Genomic DNA, 23,687 nt, shown 5'->3' with positions numbered 1-23,687 from the left:
CGGGGCGGGGCAGGACTCAGGAGGGGACGGCCTTATGGTCCGGGACGACGATCGCGGGCAGGTCGGCGAGGCCGGCCAGCGCCGCGTCGTGGACCTCGGACGCCGGGACGGTGCCGTGCACGCCGGGCAGGGCCCGGGTGGCCGTGGCCGCCGCGACGACGGTCGGCACGTAGCCGCCGGAGAACGCGCTGCGCGCGGTGGAGTTCACGCACATGTGCGTCATGAACCCGGCGAGCACCAGGTCCTGGTAGCCCTCCAGCAGCTCTGCCAGCCCGGTGTGGACGAACGCGCTGGGGAAGTTCTTGGTCACCACGGCCTCGCCGTCGCGCGGGGCGACCGAGTCGTGGATGGCGCCGATCGACGCGGTGACGTCGTACGGGCTCCCCTCGCCGGCGTCGTGCCGGATGTGGATGATCCGGGACCCGGCGGAGCGGGCGCGGTCGAGCAGCTCGGCCGCCTCCCCGAGGGCCGGCTCGACGTTCTCCAGCCGCATCACGCCCTCGGTGTAGGTGTTCTGCAGGTCGATCATGATGAGTGCGGAGCGGGACAACGGGGCCGGTTCCGCCGGCAGGCCCATCAGTCCGCGCAGGGTGTGCGTCATCGGTGCTCCTCGGCCGGGACGACCACGGCCCGGGACGGTCGTCCCGGGCCGTGGTGGGGTGGTCAGTCCTGCATCGCCCGGTACTCGTCGTCGGTGAACAGCCGCGAGCGGATCAGGAACCGGACGCCCTCCGGCGCCTCGACCGAGAACCCGCTGCCGCGTCCTTTGACGACATCGACCGTGAGATGCGTGTGCTTCCAGTACTCGTACTGCGATGCCGACATCCAGAAGCCGATCGGCTTCCCGACACCGTCCACCTGCAGGTCTCCCAGGTGGACGTCCGAGTCGCCGGTCCTGAAGTCCCCGTCCGGGAAGCACATCGGGGCGCTGCCGTCGCAGCACCCACCGGACTGGTGGAACATCAGCGGACCGTGCAGGTCGGTGAGCCTGACCAGCAGATCGGCGGCGGCCGGCGTCAGCGTCACCCGCTCGGTCGGGGTGGCGCCGACGTCCGGCTCACCCATCAGAAGAAGCCCAGCGCGTTCGGCGAGTAGCTCTGCAGGATGTTCTTGGTCTGCTGGTAGTGGTCCAGCATCATCTTGTGGTTCTCGCGCCCGATGCCGGACTGCTTGTAGCCACCGAAGGCCGCGTGCGCCGGGTAGGCGTGGTAGTTGTTCACCCACACCCGGCCGGCCTGGATCTCGCGGCCCGCGCGGTAGGTGGTGTTCGCGTCGCGGCTCCACACGCCGGCGCCGAGGCCGTAGAGCGTGTCGTTGGCGATCTTCATGGCGTCGTCGTAGTCGCTGAAACGCGCGACCGACACGACCGGGCCGAAGATCTCCTCCTGGAAGATCCGCATCTGGTTGTTGCCCTCGAACACGGTCGGCTTGATGTAGTAGCCGCCCGCGAGGTCGCCGCCCAGCTCGGCCTTCTCGCCACCGGCGAGGACCTTGGCGCCCTCCTGCCGGCCGATGTCGATGTAGGAGAGGATCTTCTCGAACTGGTCGTTCGAGGCCTGCGCACCCATCATGACGTCGGTGTCGAGCGGGTTGCCCTGCTTGATCTGCTCGACGCGCTTGACGGCCTGCTCGATGAACTCGTCGTAGATGCCGCCCTGGACGAGGGCGCGCGACGGGCAGGTGCAGACCTCGCCCTGGTTGAGGGCGAACATCGCGAAGCCCTCGAGCGCCTTGTCGTAGAAGGCGTCCTGCTGCGAGGCGACGTCGTCGAAGAAGATGTTGGGGCTCTTGCCACCCAGCTCCAGGGTGACCGGGATCAGGTTCTCCGAGGCGTACTGCATGATCAGCCGGCCGGTGGTGGTCTCACCGGTGAAGGCGATCTTGCGGATGCGCTTGTTCGACGCCAGCGGCTTGCCTGCCTCGACGCCGAAGCCGTTGACGACGTTCAGCACGCCCGGCGGGAGCAGGTCGGCGACCAGCTCGAGCAGCACGTGGATCGAGACCGGGGTCTGCTCGGCGGGCTTCAGGACGATCGCGTTGCCGGCGGCGAGCGCAGGGGCGAGCTTCCAGATCGCCATCAGGATCGGGAAGTTCCACGGGATGATCTGGCCGACGACGCCCAGCGGCTCGTGGAAGTGGTAGGCGATGGTGTCGGCGTCGATCTCCGACGACGTGCCCTCCTGCGCCCGGATCGCACCGGCGAAGTAGCGCAGGTGGTCGACGGCGAGCGGGATGTCGGCGGCGAGGGTCTCGCGGCAGGCCTTGCCGTTGTCCCAGGACTCGGCGATGGCGATCAGCTCGAGGTTGGCCTCGACCCGGTCGGCGATCTTGTTCAGGATGTTCGCCCGCTCACCCGCGGAGGTCTTCCCCCACGCCGGTGCGGCGGCGTGCGCGGCGTCGAGCGCCTTCTCGACGTCCTCCGCGGTGCCCCGGGCGACCTCGGTGAAGTTCTCACCGGTGATCGGGGTGGGGTTCTCGAAGTACTGGCCCTTCACCGGAGCGACGTACTCGCCGCCGATGAAGTGCTCGTAGCGCGGCTTGAAGGAGACGACGCTGCCCGGCTGACCGGGGTTGGCGTAGACGGCCATGAATGGTCCTTCCCTGAGGTGCTTCGTCGAACCGAGGGCGCGGTGCGGAACGCACGTTGCGCGTGACCGCCGACACTAGGAAGGTGGGGGTTGCACGGAAGTTGCACGCAGATGCGGAACCTGACCCTCCGGTGAGTGCCGATGACGCGGATTCGATTCAGGTAAGGCAAAGCTGACCGTATGGTGAGGACGTGGCAGCGCAGCACGCGGATCGCCGGGTGTACGAGCAGGCACGGGACGCCGTGCTCGGCGGCTCCCCCGGTGCGCGCGGCGCCGGGGTCCGGCCCGAGGTCCGCGCCTCCTGGGCCCGCTCGCTGGCCGCGGCGGTCGACCCGGAACGCGCCCGTCCCCCGCACGACTACGACCGCGCCGAGCTCACCGACCGGCGGGCGGCGCACCCCCTCGCGTCCGTGCTGCCGGTGCTGCGCGACACGCTGACCGACGCCGCCGAGCAGGCCCGGCACATGATGATCGTGACCGACGGGAAGGGCCGGATCCTGTGGCGCGAGGGCGCCCGCGCGGTGCTGACCCGGGCCGAGCGGGTCGACCTGGTGGAGGGCACCCGGTGGAGCGAGGACACCGTCGGGACCAACGCGATGGGCACCGCGCTGGCCGGCGCCGCGCCGGTCCGCATCCACTCCGCCGAGCACCTGGTCAGCGCCTACCACCCGTGGACCTGCGCGGCCGCCCCGGTGCGCGACCCGGCGACCGGACGCGTGGTGGGCACCGTCGACGTCACCGGGCCGGAGGAGAGCTTCCACCCGACGACGCTGGCCCTGGTCACCGCGGCCGCGCGGCTGGCCGAGCACCGGCTGCTGGCCATCGCCGAGGCCCATGACCGGCGGCTGCGCGAGGAGTACTGGCCGCACCTGACCCGACTCGGCGGCACCCCGGGCGCGCTGTTGTCCGCGCACGGGCGGGTGCTGGCCGCGTCGCCGGGCAGTGAGTTCCCGGAGCGGATCGCCCTGCCCGACGGCGGGGACCGGGTCGTCGTCGACGGCGTCGCGGTCGGCGGGGTGCCGCTGGGTGGCGGGCCCGTCGCGGGGGTGCTGGAGCCGCTCGGCGAGGGCTGGCTGCTGCGGCTGCCCCCGGGCGGACCCGTCCGGACGGCCCTGACACTGCCGCTGCTCGGGGCGCGTACCCCCGTCGTCGCCCGGCGGGACGGGCGCCCGGCGCGCCTGGGCCTGCGGCACGCCGAGGTCCTCGCGCTGCTGGCGCTGCACCCGGAGGGTCTGACCGCCGACCAGCTCGCCGCCGCCCTCTACGGCGACGGCGGCCGCGCCATCACCGTGCGCGCCGAGGTGCACCGGCTGCGGCGCGCCGTCGGCGAGGACACGGTGCGGACCCAGCCCTACCGGCTCGTCGCCGACGTCGACGCCGACTTCCTCCGGCTGCGCGCGGCGCTGCGGGAGGGTCGGGTCCGCGACGCCGCGGCCGAGGCCGCCCGTGGGCCGCTGCTGCCGACCTCCGACGCACCGGAGATCCGCCGGGCCCGCGAGCAGCTCGCCGTCGCCGTCCGGTCGGCGCTGCTGCGGGCCGACGACCCGGACGCGCTGTGGACCCTGGTCCGGGCCGGCCGGGGCGACGGCACCGACGACGAGGAGCTGCGCCACCGGCTGCGAGCGCTGCTGCCGTCGTCGGACCCGCGGCACGACGAGCTCGGCTGAGCGCTCAGTCCGGGTCGGTGTGGTCGGGGATGCCGTCGTCGTCGGAGTCGGGCAGCCGCGGGTCCTCCTCACCGGCACGCACCGCCTCCAGCTGCGCGGACAGCGCCACCCCGGCCAGCAACGCGACCCCGCTGATGTTCGCCCAGATCAGCAGGGCCATCACCGCCGTCAGCGGCCCGTAGGTCTCACCGAAGGTGTCCGCGACGGCGACGTAGAGACCCAGCAGTCCGGACGCGACCAGCCACAGCAGCACCGTGACCGCGGCCCCGGCGCCCAGCCAGGACAGTCCCGGCTGGCGACGGCGCGGCGCGAACCGCAGCAGCACCGTCACCGCGACGACGAGCAGCGCGAGCCCGACCGGCCAGCGCACGACGTCCCACACCGTCTCGGCGACCGCACCCCACCGGTACACCTCGCGCACCGCGTCCCCGAACGGCTCCCCCGCCACGATCAGCAGCAGCCCGGTCGCCATGGCGACGCCCGCGGTGGCGGTCAGCGCCGCGGCACGCGCGTACTTGGCGAGCGCGGGCCGGTCCCGCTCGGTGCCGTAGATCCGGTTCGCGCCCCGCTCCAGCTGCGCGAACGCCGAGGTCGCCGCGGCGAACGCGGTGAGCAGGCCGAGCGCGAGGACCAGCTCACCGCGTTCCCCGGTGGGGGTGTCGTCACGCTCGGCCTGCTCACCGGGGTCGTCCGGGTCGGCCTCCCCCGCTCCGGCACCGCGGACCGCCTCGGCGACCAGCTCGTCGCTGGTCCCGGGGGACAGCGCCAGCACCGTGCGGGCGACGACCTCCGAGGCGCCCTCGGCGCCCGCCGCGGCGGACAGCCCGACCCCGGCGATGATCAGCGGGACGGCGGCGAGCGCCAGCTGCAGGCCGAACGCGCGGGCGTGGGAGAAGCCGTCGCCGTAGCGGAAGCGCAGGAAGCCCGCGGACAGCAGGTGCCCGAGGCCGTAGCGGCGCAGCGTGTGGGCGGCGTCGTCGGCGGAGAGCTCCTCGCCGGTCATCAGCCGGGTCTCGGGGACCGGGCGCACCGAGCTCATGCGCAGAACCTAGCCGCAGGCGGAAAGAATGACGCTCGTGGACACCCCGGCACGGACCGACCGCTTCGACGAGCTGGTGGAGCGCGCCCGGGCGCTCGCCGCCGGACGACGACGGGCGGTGCTCGGCATCGCGGGGGCCCCCGGGGCCGGGAAGACGACCGTCGCGCTGGCCCTGGTCCGGGCGCTCGCCGCCACGCCCCCGGACGGGCTCGGCCCCGGCTGGGTCGCCCATGTCCCGATGGACGGCTTCCATCTCGCCGACGTCGAGCTGGACCGGCTGGGCCGACGTCATCGCAAGGGCGCCCCCGACACCTTCGACGCCGACGGCTACGCCGCGCTGCTCGCCCGGCTGCGGCTCACCCCCGACGACGGCGCGGGCCCGGTGTACGCCCCGGCGTTCGACCGGGAGATCGAGCAGCCCGTCGCCGGGTCGGTCCCGGTGCACCCGCAGTGCCGGCTCGTGGTCAGCGAGGGCAACTACCTGCTCCTCGACACCCCCCGCTGGCGGGCGGTGCGGGCAGGGTTCGACGCCGTGTGGTTCCACGAGACCGACGAGGCGCTCCGGCTGGAGCGCCTGGTCGCGCGGCACGTGCGCTTCGGCAAGACCCTGGAGGCGGCCCGGGTGTGGGTCGAGCGCACCGACGAGCCGAACGCCCGACTCGTCGAGGCGTCCCGGCACCGGGCCGACCTGGTCGTCGCGCTGCCCGACCACCCCCCCGGCCCGCTCCCAGGGGAACCTTCGTAGCGCTCTACGCCTCGAAAGTTCCCCTGGGGGCCACCGGGCCGGGGTCGGAACCGGGCTCCGGACCGACAACGGCGGGCCGCCCCGGGAGTTCCCGGGACGGCCCGCCGCCGTCATGCGTGGGTCTGTCTCACTCCTCGCCGGCCAGCGCGGTGGGCGGGGTGTCCGGCACCGGCTCGGACGGCTTGCGCTCACCGCGGAAGGTGAACTTGGCCTTGTCCGACCAGGCGTTGGAGCCCTCCTCCGCGGAGGTGTCGAGGCCCTCGACGTCGACGATGACGATCTGCCCGGCCTCGATCTCGCCGAACAGGATCTTCTCCGACAGCTGGTCCTCGATCTCCCGCTGGATCGTCCGGCGCAGCGGCCGGGCGCCCAGGACCGGGTCGAACCCGCGGTGGGCCAGCAGCTTCTTGGCGTTGTCGGTGAGCTCGATGCCCATGTCCTTGTTCGCCAGCTGCTTCTCCACCCGCCCGATCATCAGGTCGACCATCTGGATGATCTGTTCCTGGTTGAGCTGGTGGAAGACGATGATGTCGTCGATGCGGTTGAGGAACTCCGGCCTGAAGTGCTTCTTCAGCTCGTCGTTGACCTTCGTCTTCATCCGCTCGTAGTTCGACTTCTCGTCGCCACCGGAGGAGAAGCCCAGTCCCACGGCCTTCGAGATGTCCTGGGTACCCAGGTTCGAGGTGAAGATCAGCACGGTGTTCTTGAAGTCGACCGTGCGGCCCTGGCCGTCGGTGAGACGGCCGTCCTCGAGCACCTGCAGGAGCGTGTTGTAGATCTCCTGGTGCGCCTTCTCGATCTCGTCGAACAGCACCACCGAGAACGGCTTGCGCCGCACCTTCTCGGTGAGCTGGCCGCCCTCCTCGTAGCCGACGTACCCGGGAGGGGCACCGAACAGCCGCGAGGCGGTGTAGCGGTCGTGGAACTCACCCATGTCGATCTGGATGAGGGCGTCGTCCTCGCCGAACAGGAAGTTGGCGAGCGCCTTGGACAGCTCGGTCTTACCGACACCGGACGGGCCGGCGAAGATGAACGAGCCGGACGGGCGCTTCGGGTCCTTCAGGCCGGCGCGGGTACGACGGATCGCCTGCGAGACGGAGCGGACCGCGTCCTCCTGGCCGATGATCCGCTTGTGGACCTCGTCCTCCATCTTGAGCAGACGGGTCGTCTCCTCCTCGGTCAGCTTGAACACCGGGATGCCGGTCCAGTTGCCCAGCACCTCGGCGATCTGCTCACCGTCGACCTCCGCGACGACGTCGAGGTCGCCCGACTTCCACTGCTTCTCGCGCTCGGCCTTCTCGCCGAGCAGGGTCTTCTCCTGGTCGCGCAGGTGCGCGGCCCGCTCGAAGTCCTGGGCGTCGATCGCCGACTCCTTGTCCCGGCGGACGTTCGCGATCTTCTCGTCGAACTCCCGCAGGTCCGGCGGAGCCGTCATCCGGCGGATGCGCATCCGGGCGCCGGCCTCGTCGATCAGGTCGATCGCCTTGTCCGGCAGGAAGCGGTCGTTGATGTAGCGGTCGGCCAGCGTCGCGGCCGAGGCCAGTGCGTCGTCGGTGATCGTGACGCGGTGGTGCGCCTCGTACCGGTCACGCAGACCACGAAGGATCTCGATCGTGTGCTCGACCGACGGCTCGGACACCTGGATCGGCTGGAAGCGGCGCTCCAGCGCGGGGTCCTTCTCGACGTACTTGCGGTACTCGTCGAGCGTCGTCGCACCGATGGTCTGCAGCTCGCCGCGGGCAAGCATCGGCTTGAGGATCGAGGCGGCGTCGATCGCGCCCTCGGCCGCACCCGCACCCACCAGGGTGTGGATCTCGTCGATGAACAGGATGATGTCACCGCGGGTGCGGATCTCCTTGAGCACCTTCTTGAGGCGCTCCTCGAAGTCACCGCGGTAGCGGGAACCGGCGACCAGCGAGCCCAGGTCGAGGGTGTAGAGCTGCTTGTCCTTCAGCGTCTCCGGGACCTCGCCCTTGACGATCGCCTGGCCGAGGCCCTCGACGGCGGCGGTCTTGCCGACGCCGGCCTCGCCGATCAGCACCGGGTTGTTCTTGGTCCTCCGCGAGAGGACCTGCATGATCCGCTCGATCTCCTTCTCCCGGCCGATGACCGGGTCCAGCTTGCCCTCACGGGCCTGCTGGGTGAGGTTGCGACCGAACTGGTCCAGCACCAGCGACGAGGACGGCGTGCCCTCGCCACGGCCACCGGTGCCGCTCTCCTGCGGCTCCTTGCCCTGGTAGCCGGACAGCAGCTGGAGCACCTGCTGACGGACACGGTTGAGGTCGGCGCCCAGCTTGACCAGCACCTGGGCCGCGACGCCCTCGCCCTCGCGGATGAGGCCGAGCAGGATGTGCTCGGTCCCGATGTAGTTGTGGCCGAGCTGCAGCGCCTCGCGCAGCGACAGCTCCAGCACCTTCTTCGCCCGGGGGGTGAAGGGGATGTGCCCGGACGGGGCCTGCTGCCCCTGGCCGATGATCTCCTCGACCTGCTGTCGCACGCCCTCCAGAGCGATACCGAGGGACTCGAGCGCCTTCGCGGCGACGCCCTCTCCCTCGTGGATCAGGCCAAGGAGGATGTGCTCGGTCCCGATGTAGTTGTGGTTGAGCATCCGGGCCTCTTCCTGGGCCAGGACGACAACACGTCGCGCTCGGTCGGTGAACCTCTCGAACAATTCGCACTCCTTGCCTGCTGCGCCTCACTGACGGCGCGACCAGCATCTCCGTACGGTCCGGGCTCGCCCGAACCGACACTGCGCCCTCGCGTGACACCGCGCCAGGCCACCCTCACGGGAGACCACATACCACTGTATCGGTCGAAGGGGCCCCGGCGCCTCCACCTGACGTGCACCGGGGTACGTGCCCGCAGTAACACGGGTGACACCTGCCGTGTTCCCGACGGACGTCAGCCGGTCGCGGCAGCGGCCTCCTCGCGCTCCCGCTCGGCCGCCTTGAACTGCCGGAACCCCTCCTCGTCGCGCCCGCGGCGCCAGTACCCGGAGATCGACAGGTCGTCCTTGGCGACGCCGCGCTCGCGGGTGAGGTGCCTGCGGAGTTCGCGCACGGCGATCGCCTCACCGTGCACGAAGGCGTGCACGCGCCCGGGGAGGAACTCCAGACCCGCGACGACGGCGGGCAGCTGCTCCGAGTCCGGGTCGCCCCCGGCGTCGATGCGGTACAGCCACCGCACGTCCACCCCGGGGCCCGTCGGCACGTCGATCTCGTCGCCGGGACCGTCCACCTGCAGGACGGCGACGACCGGTCGCCCGGCCGGGATCCGCTCGAGCGCGGCGCAGATCGCGGGCAGCGCGGCCTCGTCGCCGACGAGCAGGTGCCAGTCGGCGTCCGGGTCCGGGGCGTAGGCGCCGCCCGGGCCGAGCATCCGCAGCCGGTCGCCCGGGCGGGCGGCGGCCGCCCACGGGCCGGCGAGGCCGGTGTCGCCGTGGTGGACGAAGTCGATGACGAGCTCGCCTGCGGCGTGATCGAGCGAGCGGACGGTGTAGGTCCGCTGGGCGGGCCACCGGTCGCGCGGCAGCTCGGCGTGCACCCGGTCCATGTCCAGCGGCTCGGGGTAGTCGACGCCGGGGAGCGGGAAGAGGATCTTGACGTAGCGGTCGGTGTGCTCCGTGACGGGGAACGCCGCCAGGCCGTCGCCACCGGCGACGACGCGCACCATGTGCGGGCTCAGGCGTTCGGTGCGGAGCACCCGGAGATCGGTGACGGGGCGGGCCATCAGGCTGCCTCCCAACGACGAGAGGGGAAGGGGCCGTCGCGACGGTACCCCTCCCCCGCCCCGCCGGGTAAGGCAGACCTTAGTTCTCCTGGTGGTAGGCCTCGAGCACCTCGGCCGGGATGCGGCCGCGGTCCGAGACCTTCATCCCGCGGTTGCGGGCCCACTCGCGGATCGCCTGGTTCTGCTCGCGGTCGACCGACGGGCGGCGGGCCGCCCCGCCCGACGAGCCGCTGCTGCGCCGACGGGCCGCGCCACCGGCGCGACGGGCGGCCGCGACGTAGTCGGCGAGCACGTCGCGCAGCTTCTTCGCATTCCCGTCGGACAGGTCGATCTCGTAGTTGCGTCCGTCGAGACCGAACTCGATCGTCTCGTCCGCCGCGTCACCGGTCAGATCGTCGACGAGCCGGACTTCCTTGATCTGCGCCATCTCCGCAGCCTCCCTGAATGGCCGAACACGTTCATGATGAGGGACCGGGGCGGACATCGGCGACTGCGCGATGCAATAGCAGGACGCAATATGAGGCCACCGGGTACCGGTTCCGACTCGAATCCGAGAGTATCCGAGAAATGTTCGTGTCGTCGACCTGGGTACGGCGAAATACGGCGAACCGAGTTCGACACCACTCGTACGGGTCCGCCAAACACGACGCCCCCGGTCGCTGTTCGCGGCCGGGGACGTCGTCGGATGTGCGTTCGGAACCGGTTCAGGACTCGCCGCGGACCAGCGGGAACAGGATCGTCTCGCGGATTCCGAGGCCGGTCAGGGTCATCAGGAGACGGTCGATACCCATTCCCATCCCACCGGTGGGCGGCATGCCGTACTCCATGGCGCGCAGGAAGTCCTCGTCGAGCTGCATGGCCTCCGGGTCGCCCGCCGCGGCCTTGAGCGACTGGGCGTGCAGGCGTTCCCGCTGCTCGACCGGGTCCACCAGCTCGGAGTAGGCCGTGGCCAGCTCCACGCCGAAGACGATGAGGTCCCAGGACTCCGACAGCCGCGGGTCGTCGCGGTGCGCACGGGTCAGCGGCCGCACCTCGACCGGGAAGTCGCGCACGAAGGTCGGCTCGTGCAGGGTGTGCTCGACCAGCTTCTCGAACAACTCCAGCACGATCTGTGCGGCCGTCGGGTAATCGGTGATGTCGACGTCGTGGGCGTGCGCGATCCGCTGCAGTTCCGACAGTTCCGTGTCCGGCGTCACGTCCCGCCCGACGGCCTCGGACACCGATCCGTAGATGGTCACCGATCGCCACTCGCCACCGAGATCGTGCTCGGTGCCGTCGTGGTGGCGCACCGTGGTGGAACCGAACAGCGCCTGCGCCGAGGACTGGATCAGCTCCCGCGTCAGGACCGCCATGTCGTCGTAGGTCGCGTAGGCCTGGTAGGCCTCCAGCATCGCGAACTCCGGGGAATGCGTGGAGTCGATGCCCTCGTTCCGGAACACCCGGTTCAGCTCGAAGACGCGCTCGATACCACCGACCACGCAACGCTTCAGGAACAGCTCCGGTGCGATCCGCAGATACAGATCGGAGTCGAGTGCGTTCGCGTGCGTCACGAACGGACGCGCAGTGGCACCGCCGTGCAGGTTCTGCAGCATCGGCGTCTCCACCTCGATGAAGTCGCGGCCGGTGAGCGACTCGCGGACGGTCCGCAGCACGGTGGACCGCGCGCGCACGGTCTCGCGGGCCTGCGGGCGCAGGATGAGGTCGACGTAGCGCTGCCGGACCCGGTTCTCCTCCGAGAGCTCCTTGTGCGCGGTCGGCAGCGGCCGGACCGACTTCGCGGCGACCGACCACTCGTCGACCATCACCGAGAGCTCGCCCCGTCGCGAGGTGATGACCTCACCGCGCACCGCGACGAAGTCACCCATGTCGACGACGGACTTCCAGCCGGCCAGCGCCTCCGCCCCGACCCGGTCGAGCGAGAGCATGGCCTGCAGCTCGGTGCCGTCGCCCTCGCGCAGCGTCGCGAAGCACAGCTTGCCGGTGTTCCGCACGAAGATCACCCGGCCGGCGACGGCCACGGTCTCGCCCGTCGCGGTGTCCGCGGGCAGGTCCGGGTGGGCGTCGCGGACCTGGCGCAGCGAGTGCGTGCGGGGGACCTCGACGGGGTACGGGTCGGTGCCCGCGGCGATCAGCTCCGCGCGCTTGGCCCGGCGCACCCGCATCTGCTCGGGGAGGTCGGCCTCGGTCGCCGGGTCGGACGGTGTGCCGGGAGTGTTCACGGCAGGTCAGGCTATCGGCGGTACCCGGGAGCGCCCGTCGTCACCCCCCACCTCCGCGGCGAGGCCTCGCGCGGTGGTCGGCCACCGGCCTACCGTGCGGAGGTGCCCGACGACGAGGTGGACCGCGGCCGCACGTTCGGTGCCGTCGCGCGCGCCTACGACGACCACCGCCCCGCCTACCCCGACGCCGCCGTCGACGCGGCACTGGCCGGGACCCCGGAACGGCCCCGCGTGCTCGACCTGGGCGCGGGGACCGGGAAGCTGACGCGCGTCCTGACCGCCCGCGGGCTCGACGTCGTCGCAGTGGAGCCGGACCCGGCGATGCTCGCGGTGCTGCGCGAGCGCTCCCCCGGCGTCGAGGCCCGGACCGGGTCCGCGGAACGCATCCCGCTGCCCGACGGCCACCTCGATGCCGTCCTGGTCGGGCAGGCGCTGCACTGGTTCGACCTCGACCGGGCCGCCCCGGAGATGGCGCGGGTGCTGCGGCCCGGCGGGGTGCTGGCCGGGCTGTGGAACGGCGGGGACGACGACGTCGCCTGGATCCGCGAGTTCGGCGAGCTCACCGTGCGCGGTCGGCGGGTGCCCGACAACCCGGCCGGTGGCGGCGACGCGACGCCGCACCCGGGCTCCCCCTGGTTCGTCGACGACGGGGAGGACCGCGTCACCTGGGACCGCCCGACCACCGTCGACGAGCACCTCGCCGACATCGCCACGCACTCCTGGGCGCTGCGGAGCACCCCGCAGGACCGGGACGCGGTGTTCGCCGCCGCCCGGGAGTTCCTGACCGGGCAGGTCGCCGACGCCGACGGCCGCTTCACCATGCCGATGCGCACGATCGTGCGGCGGTCCCGCACGCTCTGAGCCCGGCCGGCGGGCGCGGTCCACGGGCCCGGTCAGCGGGGCCGGTGGTGGCGCAGGTGGGTCAGCCGCAGCCCGTGCAGCGTCAGGTCCGGGACGTGGTGGGTGACGGTGTCGGCACGGCCGTGGACGAGCTCCGCGAGCCCACCGGTGACGATCACGGTGACCGGCAGCGCGTCCGGGCCCAGCTCGGCGAGGATCCGGCGGACCAGCCCGTCGACCTGCCCGGCGGCGCCGTAGAGCACCCCGGCCTGGACGGCCTCGACCGTCGTCCGGCCGATCACCGAGCGCGGCTCGACCAGGTCCACCGGCCGCAGCGACGACGCCCGCTCGGCCAGCGCCTGCATCGCGATGTCGATGCCCGGGGCCAGCGCTCCGCCGAGGAACTCACCCTTCGCGGTGACCACGTCGATGTTCGTGCAGGTCCCGAGGTCGACGCAGACGCAGGTGGTGCCGAACAGGTGGTGCGCGGCGAGCGAGTTCACGACCCGGTCCGCGCCCACCTCGCGCGGGTGGTCCACCAGCAGCGGCACGCCCGTCCGTACCCCCGGCCCGACGACGAGCGTCCGCATCCGGTCCGACCAGCGCGAGAGCAGCGTGCGCAGCTCCCGCGACGGCCCGGGCACCGTGGACAGCGCGGCGACCGCGGTGACCTCGGGGAAGTGCGCGCCGAGCATCCCGGTGACGGTCAGGTCCAGCTCGTCGGCGGTGGCACTGGTGTCGGTGCGCAGCCGCCAGCGCCGGTCCGGCTCCGGGTCGAGCGCCTCCGCACCCGTCCCGGTGTCGGGGTAGAGCCCCAGCGAGACGTGGGTGTTCCCCACATCGATGCAGAGCAGCACCGTGTCGTCCTCAGCGGGCCGCGCTGGTCAGCAGGCCCGAACCCTCCGGGGCGTGCCCCGGGTCGGCGCCCAGGTCGGCGATCCGGTTGTCGGCGTCGACGAAGACGACGCGCGGGCTGTAGTCGCGCAGCTCGGCCTCGTCGTAGGAGCCGTAGGAGATCAGGATGACCAGGTCACCGGGGTGCACCAGGTGCGCGGCGGCGCCGTTGATGCCGATCACCCCGGAGCCGGGCTCGCCGGTGATCACGTAGGTCTCCAGGCGGGCGCCGTTGGTGATGTCGACGATGCTGACCTGCTCGCCCTCGAGCAGGTCGGCGGCCGCCATCAGGTCGGCGTCGACGGTGACCGAGCCGACGTAGTGCAGGTCGGCCTGCGTCACGGTGGCGCGGTGGATCTTGGACTTCATCATCGTGCGGTTCACGGCGGTTCTCCTCGGGACGCGGTCAGAACGCGATGGGGGCGTTGTCGATCAGACGGGTGGCGCCGACCCGGGCGGCGACGAGCAGGCGGCCGTCCCCGGCGCCCGGGGCGGGGGCCGGTCCGAGGTCGGTGTCGCGCAGCTCGAGGTAGTCGACGTCGACCTCCGGCTCGGTCGCCAGCTCGGCGCGGGCGGCGTCCAGCACGGCGTCGTGCCCGCGGACCGACACCGCGGCCCCGGCCGCGAGCGCGCGCGACAGCACGGCGGCGGCGCGGCGCTGCCCGGGGTCGAGGTAGACGTTGCGCGAGGACAGGGCCAGGCCGTCGTCCTCGCGGACGGTCGGGACGCCGACGACCCGGGTCGGGAAGTCCAGGTCGCGCACCATCCGGCGGATCAGCGTCAGCTGCTGGTAGTCCTTCTCGCCGAACAGCGCGACGTCCGGGCCGACGATGTGGAACAGCTTGGACACGACGGTCAGGACGCCGTCGAAGTGGCCCTTCCGGGAGGCACCCTCCAGCTCGTCGCCGAGCGGCCCGGCGGTGACGCGGGTCTGCGAGCCCGGCGGGTACATGTGCTCGACCTGCGGGGTGAACACCAGCTCGACGCCCTCCTCGCGGCAGGCGTCGAGGTCGGCCTCGATCGGGCGCGGGTAGCGGTCGAGGTCCTCGCCCGCGCCGAACTGCAGCGGGTTCACGAAGATCGACACGACCGGGACGACGGCGCCGGGGATCCGCTTCGCATGCCGGATCAGCTCGCGGTGGCCCTCGTGCAGGGCGCCCATCGTGGGGATGAGGACGACCTTGCGGCCCGCACCGCGCAGCGCGCGGGTGACCGCGGCGAGCTTCGCGGGGTCGGCGTGCACGGTCAGCCGGCCGGTGCCGTAGCCGTTCCGGGTGGAGCCGGGGGTGCTCACTTCTCCTCCAGTGCGGTCTCGATGTCGCGGACGCCGTCGGGGCCGAGGAGCCCGGCGGCGGCGGCGCGGTGGGCGGTGCGCCCGGCCAGCGCCCGGTAGACGGCGGCCAGGTCGGCGTCGGCGTCACCGATGTGCTCCAGGTGGGTCCGGACGGTGCCGGCGTCGCCGCGGGCGACCGGTCCGGTCAGCGCGCGGTCGCCGTGGCGCAGCGCGTTGTCCAGCGCGGCCGACAGCAGCGGCGCGACGAGCCGCTCCGCGGGCCGGATGCCGGCGGTCTCCAGCAACTGCACGCAGTCCCCGACCAGAGTGGTCAGATGGTTGGCGCCGTGGGCGAGCGCGGCGTGGTAGAGCGGGCGCATCGCCTCGGGGATGCGGACGGGCTCGGCCGACATCTCCAGCACGAGTGCCTCAGCGACGCTCCAGCCGACGGCGTCGCGCGGGTCGCCGTGCTCCGGGTCGCCGGGGGCGGTGACGCCGATGCAGCAGGCGGCGAGCCGGTCGACGTCCTCGGGGCGGCCGGTCACCGTCATCGCCGGGTGCAGCGCCAGCGGCAGCACACCCTGCTCCGTCGCCGGGTCCAGCACCGCGACGCCGCGCGACCCCGCCGTGTGGACGGCGATCTGGCCCGGGCGGAAGCACCCGGCGGCGGCGAGGCCACGGACCAGGCCGGGCAGCACGTCGTCGGGGACGGCGAGCAGGACCAGGTCGGCGCGCGAGCAGACCTCGTCCGGCGGGAGCAGGGGGACGTCGGGGAGCAGGGTCTCCGCCCGGCGCACCGAGGCCTGCGAGACCCCGGAGGCGGCGACGACGTGGTGGCCCGCGCGGGCGAGCGCGGCGCCCAGCACCGCACCGACCCGACCGGCCGAGACCACCCCGACCGCGAGCCGCGCGGGGCGACCGCCATCGATCGCAGAGTCCATCACGAGAATCCGTTTCCTCCCGTTCCGGTCCTGGTGGGGTACCGGTCGGGCAATCCGCGGGTGGCGCGACCTCCGGTGGCCGCGCGCCGGACGCGAGGGTAGACGCGCGCCGGGTGGCGACGGGTGGTCCTGAGACCGGCCTCACCCGTCCCGGTACGACGATGATCACCGGTTGTGGAGTCCGGCGCCCACCGGGCGGACGCTGCGCTCCACAACCGGTGATCACCGGGTCGCGGGGTGGTCCGGGTCGTCGTCCGGACGGAGCATCGGGCGGGTGGGGCCGGGGTCCGACGGGTCGTCGTGGTGGCGGCCGTGGGTCCCGCCGGCGGGTGGGTCCGGACGGCGGACGGCACGCGTGAGGTGCTCGTCGCCACCCCCGGGGGCGGGTCCGGCGGGGCCGGACACCGGGGCACCGAACGGCGGATGCCCGGGCGCCGGCGAGCCCGCCGCCCGGCCGCCGGAGACCGCCCCGGGCCCCGTCCCCGAGGGGCCGGGGCCCTGAGCGGGGCCGGGACGGCGGGCCGGGGCATCCGGACGGCCGGCCACGCCCGGACCACCGGAACGGGCATCGGCCACCCGGGGCTCCCCGGGTCCGCGGGGGCCGGCGGGACGGGCACCGCCCTCGGGCGCGGCGGAGGCGTGCGGGGCCGGGGTGTGCTGGGCGGGTGTCGGCGGAGCCGGGGGCTGCGGGGCCGGCGTCCGCGACGCGCCCGACCACGGAGCGATCCGTGGTCCCTCGGGGCGCCCCCAGGGCGCCGCGGTCATGAGTGTGTCCGGGCCGGGCGGGAGCGGCGGTACGGCGGGCCCCGCGGAGGCGGACGCGCCGCCGCCGTCGGGGAAGGTCGGGATCCGGAACTGGCCGGAGAAGCTGCCGTCCGGCGCGGCCGGGGGCGGCGGCTCCCAGTCCGACGGACGCTTCCGCGCCCAGGCCGCGACCAGCGCCTCCGGCACCCCGACGGCGACGGCACGGGCCCGCAGCACCGCGGCCAGCTTCTCGTCGTGCAGGGCGTGGGCGCTCTCCTTCACCGCGCCGCGCGCGATCCGGTTCCGCATGAACGCCAGCTCGGTGACCGCGGACTGGTACTCGGCGACGGCCTTCGCCGCGGCCGGGCCGGAGCGGCGCCGCACCAGCGTGCGCCAGCCCTTCCGCCGGGACAGCCGGGCCAGCAGGGTCACCTCGCTCGGCGCGATCCAGCCCGCGGCGGCGAAGCCGGGCAGCTGCGCGGCGACGATCCGCGCCTCGCGGCGACGGGCGAACACCACGAGCAGGATCAGCCCGACGAAGATCGGGACCATCACGAACAGGTAGATCTGGAAGAAGCCGCCGGGCGTCGCGGCCAGCACCGACGCGCCGTTCCACAGCGCGTGCAGCACCACCGCGGCGACGTAGCCGGCGATCATCGCCAGCACCCGCACCCCGATGCTGCGGCTGGTCACCGCGATCCCGGCGGCGATGCCGATCATGCAGGTGAACAGTGGATGCGCGAACGGCGAGGCGACGCCGCGGACGAACAGCGTCGCGAGCACGCCGGCCGACTCCGGCTCGGACACCGCGCGGCCGAGGTAGAGGATGTTCTCGCTGAACGCGAACCCGGCGGCGACGATCCCGGCGTAGACGACGCCGTCGACGATCCCGTCGAACTCGCGGCGCCGGAACAGCAGCAGCCCGACCAGGAACAGGCCCTTGGTGAACTCCTCCACGACCGGGGCGACCACGACCGGGCCGAACAGGTCGCCCGCGCCGCGCCCGGCGGCCGCGTCGAGCACCGCCGAGGCGCTCGTGTTGATCAGCAGGGCGACCAGCGCGGCGAACCCGGCGCCCCAGAGGAACGCGCCCATCAGCATCCGCGGCGGCTCGGGCTCCCAGCGGTCCACCCAGAGGAACGCCGCCACCACCGGCACGACCGGCAGCAGCGCGGCCAGGGTCCCGACGATCACCCCCGGCGTCCCGATCGCGCGTTGCAGCACCCCGATCGTGATCACCGCGAGCAGGGCCAGCACCACCAGGCCGACGACCGGCAGCAGCACGCCCCGTCGCTTGGCCGACGGCGCCGGCACCGGTGTGTACGGGCGGCCGAGCGTCGGGGACGTCATGACCGTCCAGCGTAGAGAACCGGCCCCGTCCGCGCGGGGGACGCGCCTCAGGTCGAGCGGATCCCACCGTCGGTGTCGTCCGGGTCGTCGGGGGCCCGGCAGCAGTACTCCAGCCAGAACGCGGCGCCGATCAGCAGCAGCGCGCTGACCACACCGATCCCGGCGACGACGCTGTCCCGGAACGCCGCCACCACGACCGCGGCCCGCGGCAGCGTGTGCATCAGCACGGCCACCCACAGCCCGGCGACCACCGCGCCGCCGACCGCGGAGGCCTTGGCGAGCAGCACCGCCCGGGCCGCGACGAGCGGCGGTACCGGGACGGCGCCGTTCCGGCGCTCGATCCGGCGCCGCAGCACGACCCCGCCCGCGGCCTCGGCGGCGGCGAGGACCGTGACGACGACCGCCGCGGCGACCGGCAGCGTCGGCAGCGACCCGTAGGTCAGCTGGACGAGAATGTTGCCGAGCAGGGCCGCGACCACGGCGATCGCGGCGACGTCGCGGACCCGGGTCGGGCGCACGGTCGGGCGCGGGTCGTCGTCCGGGCCGCGGCCCGAGCGCCGTCCGCCCGGTCCGGGCGCGGTCATGCCGGGTCCCGCAGGACGACGTCGTCGCGGCGGTGCACGCCGGCACGGCCGTCCGGGCCGAGACGGTCCAGCAGGTCGGCGACCGGCCCGTGCCCGTGCAGGACGGCCCCGGGCTCGGCGAGCAGCCACGGCAGCAGCACGGTGGCCCGGTCGGGGGTGCCCGGGTGCGGCAGGAGCAGCTCCGGGTCGTCCGAGGTGACCGGGGCGCCGTCGTCGGTCACCTGGACGACGTCGACGTCGAGGGTGCGCGGCCCCCACCGCTGCTCGCGGACCCGGCCCGAGGCGTCCTCGAGTGCCTGCCCCCGGCGCAGCCAGCCCCACGCATCGAGCTCCGGGTCCTCCGCGACCAGCACCGCGTTGAGGAAGTCCGGCTGGTCGGTCACGCCCCACGGCGCCGTCTCGAACACCGGCGACACCGCCACGACGGCCGCCCCCAGGTCCGCGACGACCGTGCGCAGGTGCGCGGCCCGGTCGCCCAGGTTGGAGCCGAGGGACAGGATCGCGCGGGTCACGCCCGGCTCCGGGTCAGGACGACCGCGACGTCGTCGAAGGTCAGCGGGATCGGCGCCGACGGCTTGTGCAGCGTCACCTCGACGGCGGCGACCCGGGCGTCGGAGTCCAGTACGGCCTGTGCGATCTCCCCGGCGACGGCCTCGATGAGATCCCGGGCCGGACCGCCGACGATGCCCGCAGCCAGCTCGGCGAGCTCGCCGTAGTGCAGCGTGTCGGCCAGGTCGTCCGAGGCGGCGGCGGGCGCGAGGTCGGCGTGCACCACCAGGTCGACGACGAACTCCTGGCCGTCGCGACGCTCGTGGTCGAACACGCCGTGGTTCCCGCGGACCCGCAGACCCCGTAGCTCGATCCGGTCGCTCACCGCCCGGTCTCCCGCGGGGTGCGGGGGCGCGAGGCACCGAGCCGGCAGGCGGCGGCGACCGCGATGGCGTCCATCGTGGACTCGACGTCGTGCACCCGCACGCCCCAGGCGCCCGCGTTGGCGGCGAGCGCGCTGACCGCGGCGGTCGCGATGTCGCGGCCCGGCGGGGTGCGCGGCTCGCCCTCGGCCGAGGCCAGGAGCTCGCCGAGGAACCGCTTGCGCGAGGCCCCGACCAGCACCGGGAACCCCAGGTCGACGAACACGTCGAGCCGGCGCAGCAGCGCCCAGTTGTGCGAGGCGTTCTTGGCGAACCCGAGACCGGGGTCGAGCACGATGCGGCCGGGATCGACCCCGGCCATCACGGCGTGGTCGACCCGGGCGACGAGCTCGGACCGGACCTCGCCGATCACGTCCTCGTAGCCCGCGAGCTGCTGCATGCCGGCGCTGTGCCCGCGCCAGTGCATGATCACCCAGGGCGTCCGCGACTCGGCGACGACCGCGGCCATCCGCGGGTCGGCCAGGCCGCCGGAGACGTCGTTGACCATCGCCGCACCGGCCTCGACGCAGGCCTCGGCGACCGCGGACCGGGTCGTGTCGACGCTGACCCGCACGCCCGCGGCGACGAGCTCGCGCACCACCGGCAGGACGCGGTCCCGCTCGGTCGCGGCGTCGATCCGCTGCGCGCCGGGCCGGGTCGACTCCCCGCCGACGTCGACGAGGTCGGCCCCGGCGTCGCGCATCGCGACACCGTGCGCGACGGCGTGCGACCGGTCGACGTAGCGGCCGCCGTCGGAGAACGAGTCGGGGGTGACGTTCAGGATCCCCATGACCGCGCAGCGGCCGAGCTCCGGCAACGCTCCACCGGGGGCGACCACGTCACCGCCCCCTGATCAGCGAGAGCGCCTCCGCGCGGGAGGTAGCCGAGCTCTTGAACAGCCCGCGCACCGCCGAGGTGGTGGTGCGCGACCCCGGCTTGCGGATGCCGCGCATGGCCATGCACAGGTGCTCGGCCTCCAGCACGACGATCACCGCGCGCGGGTTCAGCTTGCGCACCAGGGCGTCGGCGATCTGCGCGGTCAGCCGCTCCTGGACCTGCGGTCGCTTGGCGTACAGGTCGACCACCCGGGCCAGCTTGGACAGGCCGGTGACCTGGCCGTCGACGGCCGGGATGTAGCCGACGTGGGCCACCCCGTGGAAGGGCACGAGGTGGTGCTCGCAGGTGGAGAACATCGGGATGTCCTTGACCAGCACGAGCTCGCCGTGGCCCTCGTCGAAGGTCTTCTCCAGCACCGTGTCCGGGTCGACGAACAGCCCGGCGAAGATCTCGCCGTAGGCGCGCGCGACCCGGGCCGGGGTCTCCTTGAGACCCTCGCGGTCCGGGTCCTCCCCGACCGCGATCAGCAGCTCGCGGACGGCGCGCTCCGCACGGTCCAGGTCGATCCCGCCGGGTACGGCCCGAGTCACCCCGGCCGCCACCGCGGCGGACTCCACCGGTCCGGAGCGTCCGTCCGTCGTCGACGTGCTCAGTGTCCTGCCTCCGGGTCGTGTCCGCGTCGCTGCTCGCCGGCGCCGGGGTCGTTCGCACCGCCCGGCGCGCCGTTGCCGTGAGCGCCGTTGCCGTTGCCGCCGCCCGGTCCGCGACCGGGCCAGGGACCGCCCTGGGCGGGGCCCTGCGGCCCGCCCTGCTGCGGCGGCTGCGCCCAGTTCGGCGGCGGCCAGCTCTGCCCCTGCGGGGTCGTCGCGGGCCGCCAGTCCGGCGGGGCGCCGTAGTTCGGGGCGACGGCGGGCGGCGGGGGCTGTCCCGGTCCGCCGTAGGACCCGGCCCGGCCGTGGCCGTGGACCGGGGCGCCGTGCCCGTTGCCGGGCGCGCCGTAGCCGTTCCCGTTCCCGTTCCCGCCGTTGCCGCCGCCGTGGCCCGGGCCGCCGTCGCCGGGGGCGTAGCCGCCGTCGTTGGGGGCGTCCGGGCGGCTCGGGACCGAGCCGCCCGCCGGGAACGGGGAGGCGCCGGGGGTGCCGGGCGCGTCTCCGTAGCCGTTGGCGACGCCCGAGCCGACCTCGGCCGGGGTGAGCTCGTCCTCCTCGGGCGGCAGGACCTCACCGCGCTCGTGCGCCAGCTCGCGCCGGGTCTTGATCGGCGGCTTCTCCGAGGGCGTGCGCACGCCGAAGTCGTCGAACGCGGTGATCCGCGGCCGCTTCTCCACCGACCCGAAGATCCGCTCGAGGTCCTTGCGGTTCAGGGTCTCCTTGTCCAGGAGCTCGAGCACCAGGTTGTCGAGCACGTCGCGGTAGGTGTTGAGGATCTCCCACGCCTCGGTGTGCGCGGCCTCGATGAGCTTGCGCACCTCCTCGTCGATCTCGTGGGCGACCTCGAGCGAGTAGTCGGCCTGGTTGCCCATCGAGCGACCGAGGAACGGGTCGCCCTGCTCGCGGCCGTAGCGGACGGCGCCGAGCTTGGCGCTCATGCCGTACTCGGTGACCATCGCGCGGGCGATCTTGGTGGCCTGGTCGATGTCGGAGGACGCGCCCGTCGTGGGCTCGTGGAAGACGAGCTCCTCGGCCGAACGCCCACCCATCGCGAACACCAGCCTCGCGATCATCTCGGCGCGGGTCATGAGGCCCTTGTCGTCCTCCGGGACGACGAGCGCGTGCCCGCCGGTGCGCCCGCGCGGCAGGATCGTGAGCTTGTAGACCGGCTCCAGGTCCGGCATCGCCCACGCGGCCAGCGCGTGCCCGCCCTCGTGGTATGCGGTGATCTTCTTCTCGCGCTCGGAGACGATCTTCGACTTGCGCCGGGGGCCGCCGACGACGCGGTCGACCGACTCCTCCAGCGCGGCGCCGTTGATCAGCGTCCCGTGCTCGCGGGCGGTCAGCAGCGCGGCCTCGTTGATCACGTTGGCCAGGTCGGCGCCGGACATGCCCACGGTGCGTTTGGCCAGCGACTCGAGGTCGACGTCGTCGGCGAAGGGCTTGCCCTTGGAGTGCACCGACAGGATCGCGCGGCGACCCGCCAGGTCGGGGGCGCCGACCGGGATCTGCCGGTCGAACCGGCCCGGGCGCAGCAGCGCCGGGTCCAGGATGTCCGGCCGGTTCGTCGCGGCGATCAGGATGATGCCGCCGCGGGCGTCGAAGCCGTCCATCTCGACGAGCAGCTGGTTCAGGGTCTGCTCGCGCTCGTCGTGCCCGCCGCCGAGGCCGGCGCCGCGCTGGCGGCCGACCGCGTCGATCTCGTCGACGAAGATGATGCAGGGCGCGTTCTGCTTGGCCTGCTCGAACAGGTCGCGCACCCGGGAGGCACCGACACCGACGAACATCTCGACGAAGTCGGACCCGGAGATCGTGTAGAACGGCACGCCCGCCTCACCGGCGACCGCACGGGCCAGCAGCGTCTTGCCGGTGCCGGGCGGGCCGTAGAGCAGCACACCCTTGGGGATCTTCGCGCCCAGGGCCTGGTAACGGCCCGGGTTCTGCAGGAAGTCCTTGATCTCGTAGAGCTCCTCGACCGCCTCGTCGGCGCCCGCCACGTCCGCGAACGTGTTCTTCGGCATGTCCTTGTTCAGCTGCTTGGCCTTGGACTTGCCGAAGCTCATGACCCGGTTCCCGCCGCCCTGGGCGTTGTTCAGGAACCAGAACAGCAGGATCAGGACCAGCGCCAGCGGGATCATCGTGATCAGCAGCGTGGAGAGGAAGGAGTCCTGGCGGACGACGGTGTCGTACTCGGCGATCCCGGGGACCTGGCGGACCTGGTCGAAGATCTGACCGGAGATCTGCGCGGGGTACTGGGTGAGGATCTGGGTCGTCTCGTTGCCGTCGACCTCGATCGGGCGGTCCAGCGTGAGGCGGAGCTGCTGCTCACGGTCCTCGACGAGGGCGTCCTTGACGTTCCCCGACTGCACCTGGGAGAGCGCGACCGACGTCGTGACCTCGGTGTATCCGCGGGTGTCGTCGAACAGCTGGCTGAACCCGAGATAGATCAGGAGTGCGACGAGGATCCAGATCAGCGGGTTGCGGAGCAGGCGCTTGCGGTCCATGCAACGTCGGCCTGGGTGGCCTTCACCTTCCCGGGAGTGGTTCTCGGCAGCGGCGGCGGACGGTGTACCGCCCCGCCGGAGGGCCCTGACCCGCCAGGATAGCCCCACGGTGGGTGGAGTGCTCCGGACGGACCTGGCCGGACCGCCCGGTGAGCGGGCGGCCGATCCGAGA

Annotated in this window: 22 protein-coding genes; 3 read left to right on the top strand and 19 right to left on the bottom strand. The window is 73.3% G+C overall.

Going from position 1 to position 23,687, the window contains the following annotated elements; all coding sequences use genetic code 11:
- Positions 1 to 16 precede the first annotated feature (16 nt).
- From DMP15_RS04470 to exaC, 3 genes are all read right to left on the bottom strand, one after another.
- Positions 17 to 601, bottom strand: a complete 585-nt coding sequence (locus DMP15_RS04470) for a cysteine hydrolase family protein (RefSeq protein ID WP_073576751.1) — start codon at positions 599 to 601, stop codon at positions 17 to 19.
- 62 nt (positions 602 to 663) lie between these two features.
- Complete coding sequence (locus DMP15_RS04465; RefSeq protein ID WP_073576752.1) at positions 664 to 1,065, bottom strand: DUF779 domain-containing protein; 402 nt, start codon at positions 1,063 to 1,065, stop codon at positions 664 to 666.
- A complete protein-coding gene (gene exaC / locus DMP15_RS04460) occupies positions 1,065 to 2,588 on the bottom strand; it encodes an acetaldehyde dehydrogenase ExaC (RefSeq protein WP_073576753.1) in 1,524 nt (507 codons plus the stop codon). The genes DMP15_RS04465 and exaC overlap by 1 nt, the downstream gene beginning before the upstream one ends.
- A gap of 191 nt (positions 2,589 to 2,779) precedes the next feature.
- On the opposite strand from exaC, the gene DMP15_RS04455 reads away from it, so the two are divergent.
- Positions 2,780 to 4,255 carry a helix-turn-helix domain-containing protein gene (locus DMP15_RS04455; RefSeq protein WP_337825488.1) on the top strand — a complete coding sequence of 492 codons (1,476 nt, stop codon included), beginning with the start codon at positions 2,780 to 2,782 and terminating at the stop codon, positions 4,253 to 4,255.
- A 4-nt stretch (positions 4,256 to 4,259) separates the two neighbouring features.
- Here the strand turns inward: DMP15_RS04455 and DMP15_RS04450 are convergent, their stop codons facing one another.
- Positions 4,260 to 5,294 (bottom strand): YihY/virulence factor BrkB family protein, encoded by a 1,035-nt coding sequence (locus DMP15_RS04450; protein WP_073576755.1) that lies wholly within the window; start codon positions 5,292 to 5,294, stop codon positions 4,260 to 4,262.
- A 28-nt stretch (positions 5,295 to 5,322) separates the two neighbouring features.
- On the opposite strand from DMP15_RS04450, the gene DMP15_RS04445 reads away from it, so the two are divergent.
- Positions 5,323 to 6,039: a nucleoside/nucleotide kinase family protein gene (locus tag DMP15_RS04445; RefSeq protein ID WP_073576756.1), complete on the top strand. Its 717-nt coding sequence runs from the start codon at positions 5,323 to 5,325 to the stop codon at positions 6,037 to 6,039.
- 127 nt (positions 6,040 to 6,166) lie between these two features.
- On the opposite strand, the gene DMP15_RS04440 is transcribed toward DMP15_RS04445, so the two are convergent.
- The 4 genes from DMP15_RS04440 to lysS form a co-directional block, all read right to left on the bottom strand.
- Positions 6,167 to 8,710, bottom strand: coding sequence for an ATP-dependent Clp protease ATP-binding subunit (locus DMP15_RS04440; protein ID WP_073576757.1), 2,544 nt, complete (start codon positions 8,708 to 8,710; stop codon positions 6,167 to 6,169).
- A gap of 230 nt (positions 8,711 to 8,940) precedes the next feature.
- A complete protein-coding gene (locus DMP15_RS04435; protein ID WP_073576758.1) occupies positions 8,941 to 9,768 on the bottom strand; it encodes a siderophore-interacting protein in 828 nt (275 codons plus the stop codon).
- Positions 9,769 to 9,847: 79 nt separating this feature from the next.
- The gene (locus DMP15_RS04430; protein ID WP_073576759.1) at positions 9,848 to 10,195 is read right to left on the bottom strand and encodes a histone-like nucleoid-structuring protein Lsr2; all 348 of its coding nucleotides are present in this window, start codon (positions 10,193 to 10,195) and stop codon (positions 9,848 to 9,850) included.
- A gap of 277 nt (positions 10,196 to 10,472) precedes the next feature.
- On the bottom strand, positions 10,473 to 11,930 hold the full coding sequence (gene lysS / locus DMP15_RS04425; protein WP_073576925.1) for a lysine--tRNA ligase: 1,458 nt from the start codon (positions 11,928 to 11,930) through the stop codon (positions 10,473 to 10,475).
- Between the two features lie 159 nt (positions 11,931 to 12,089).
- Here lysS and DMP15_RS04420 point away from each other — a divergent pair, with 159 nt between their 5' ends.
- Positions 12,090 to 12,848, top strand: a complete 759-nt coding sequence (locus DMP15_RS04420; protein ID WP_337825487.1) for a class I SAM-dependent methyltransferase — start codon at positions 12,090 to 12,092, stop codon at positions 12,846 to 12,848.
- A 32-nt stretch (positions 12,849 to 12,880) separates the two neighbouring features.
- Here DMP15_RS04420 and DMP15_RS04415 read toward each other — a convergent pair whose 3' ends face one another.
- The 11 genes from DMP15_RS04415 to ftsH all read right to left on the bottom strand — a co-directional run bounded on the left by DMP15_RS04415 (position 12,881) and on the right by ftsH (position 23,515).
- Positions 12,881 to 13,684, bottom strand: coding sequence for a type III pantothenate kinase (locus DMP15_RS04415; protein ID WP_337825486.1), 804 nt, complete (start codon positions 13,682 to 13,684; stop codon positions 12,881 to 12,883).
- A gap of 10 nt (positions 13,685 to 13,694) precedes the next feature.
- Positions 13,695 to 14,105: an aspartate 1-decarboxylase gene (panD, locus tag DMP15_RS04410; RefSeq protein WP_073576761.1), complete on the bottom strand. Its 411-nt coding sequence runs from the start codon at positions 14,103 to 14,105 to the stop codon at positions 13,695 to 13,697.
- A 22-nt stretch (positions 14,106 to 14,127) separates the two neighbouring features.
- A complete protein-coding gene (gene panC, locus DMP15_RS04405) occupies positions 14,128 to 15,015 on the bottom strand; it encodes a pantoate--beta-alanine ligase (protein ID WP_161151818.1) in 888 nt (295 codons plus the stop codon).
- Entirely contained in the window at positions 15,012 to 15,935 is a 924-nt protein-coding gene (locus tag DMP15_RS04400; protein ID WP_062398462.1) for a Rossmann-like and DUF2520 domain-containing protein, read from the bottom strand. Before DMP15_RS04400 ends, panC begins: the two co-directional genes overlap by 4 nt.
- A 222-nt stretch (positions 15,936 to 16,157) precedes the next feature.
- Positions 16,158 to 18,029, bottom strand: a complete 1,872-nt coding sequence (locus DMP15_RS04395; protein ID WP_337825485.1) for a PrsW family glutamic-type intramembrane protease — start codon at positions 18,027 to 18,029, stop codon at positions 16,158 to 16,160.
- 47 nt (positions 18,030 to 18,076) lie between these two features.
- The gene (locus DMP15_RS04390; RefSeq protein WP_073576764.1) at positions 18,077 to 18,613 is read right to left on the bottom strand and encodes a DUF3180 domain-containing protein; all 537 of its coding nucleotides are present in this window, start codon (positions 18,611 to 18,613) and stop codon (positions 18,077 to 18,079) included.
- Complete coding sequence (gene folK, locus DMP15_RS04385) at positions 18,610 to 19,125, bottom strand: 2-amino-4-hydroxy-6-hydroxymethyldihydropteridine diphosphokinase (RefSeq protein WP_337825484.1); 516 nt, start codon at positions 19,123 to 19,125, stop codon at positions 18,610 to 18,612. The genes DMP15_RS04390 and folK overlap by 4 nt, the downstream gene beginning before the upstream one ends.
- On the bottom strand, positions 19,122 to 19,487 hold the full coding sequence (folB, locus tag DMP15_RS04380; RefSeq protein ID WP_073576766.1) for a dihydroneopterin aldolase: 366 nt from the start codon (positions 19,485 to 19,487) through the stop codon (positions 19,122 to 19,124). The genes folK and folB overlap by 4 nt, the downstream gene beginning before the upstream one ends.
- On the bottom strand, positions 19,484 to 20,314 hold the full coding sequence (gene folP, locus DMP15_RS04375; protein WP_073576927.1) for a dihydropteroate synthase: 831 nt from the start codon (positions 20,312 to 20,314) through the stop codon (positions 19,484 to 19,486). Before folP ends, folB begins: the two co-directional genes overlap by 4 nt.
- A 49-nt stretch (positions 20,315 to 20,363) precedes the next feature.
- Positions 20,364 to 20,978 carry a GTP cyclohydrolase I FolE gene (gene folE / locus DMP15_RS04370; RefSeq protein ID WP_374210252.1) on the bottom strand — a complete coding sequence of 205 codons (615 nt, stop codon included), beginning with the start codon at positions 20,976 to 20,978 and terminating at the stop codon, positions 20,364 to 20,366.
- Positions 20,979 to 21,010: 32 nt separating this feature from the next.
- A complete protein-coding gene (ftsH, locus tag DMP15_RS04365; protein ID WP_337825483.1) occupies positions 21,011 to 23,515 on the bottom strand; it encodes an ATP-dependent zinc metalloprotease FtsH in 2,505 nt (834 codons plus the stop codon).
- Positions 23,516 to 23,687 lie beyond the last annotated feature (172 nt).

Source organism: Pseudonocardia sp. UM4_GMWB1, assembly GCF_017312155.1.
GTDB classification, from domain to species: Bacteria; Actinomycetota; Actinomycetes; order Mycobacteriales; family Pseudonocardiaceae; genus Pseudonocardia; species Pseudonocardia alni.
Note: the sequence above shows the minus strand (reverse complement) of the source record. Positions and strands in the feature narration are given on the sequence as shown.

Coding starts and splice junctions, on each gene's coding strand:
- DMP15_RS04470 (WP_073576751.1), bottom strand. CDS start 601: ATGACGCACACCCTGCGCGGACTGATGGGCCTGCCGGCGGAACCGGCC.
- DMP15_RS04465 (WP_073576752.1), bottom strand. CDS start 1,065: ATGGGTGAGCCGGACGTCGGCGCCACCCCGACCGAGCGGGTGACGCTG.
- exaC (WP_073576753.1), bottom strand. CDS start 2,588: ATGGCCGTCTACGCCAACCCCGGTCAGCCGGGCAGCGTCGTCTCCTTC.
- DMP15_RS04450 (WP_073576755.1), bottom strand. CDS start 5,294: ATGAGCTCGGTGCGCCCGGTCCCCGAGACCCGGCTGATGACCGGCGAG.
- DMP15_RS04445 (WP_073576756.1), top strand. CDS start 5,323: ATGACGCTCGTGGACACCCCGGCACGGACCGACCGCTTCGACGAGCTG.
- DMP15_RS04435 (WP_073576758.1), bottom strand. CDS start 9,768: ATGGCCCGCCCCGTCACCGATCTCCGGGTGCTCCGCACCGAACGCCTG.
- DMP15_RS04430 (WP_073576759.1), bottom strand. CDS start 10,195: ATGGCGCAGATCAAGGAAGTCCGGCTCGTCGACGATCTGACCGGTGAC.
- lysS (WP_073576925.1), bottom strand. CDS start 11,930: ATGCGGGTGCGCCGGGCCAAGCGCGCGGAGCTGATCGCCGCGGGCACC.
- DMP15_RS04400 (WP_062398462.1), bottom strand. CDS start 15,935: ATGGACTCTGCGATCGATGGCGGTCGCCCCGCGCGGCTCGCGGTCGGG.
- DMP15_RS04395 (WP_337825485.1), bottom strand. CDS start 18,029: ATGACGTCCCCGACGCTCGGCCGCCCGTACACACCGGTGCCGGCGCCG.
- DMP15_RS04390 (WP_073576764.1), bottom strand. CDS start 18,613: ATGACCGCGCCCGGACCGGGCGGACGGCGCTCGGGCCGCGGCCCGGAC.
- folP (WP_073576927.1), bottom strand. CDS start 20,314: ATGGGGATCCTGAACGTCACCCCCGACTCGTTCTCCGACGGCGGCCGC.
- ftsH (WP_337825483.1), bottom strand. CDS start 23,515: ATGGACCGCAAGCGCCTGCTCCGCAACCCGCTGATCTGGATCCTCGTC.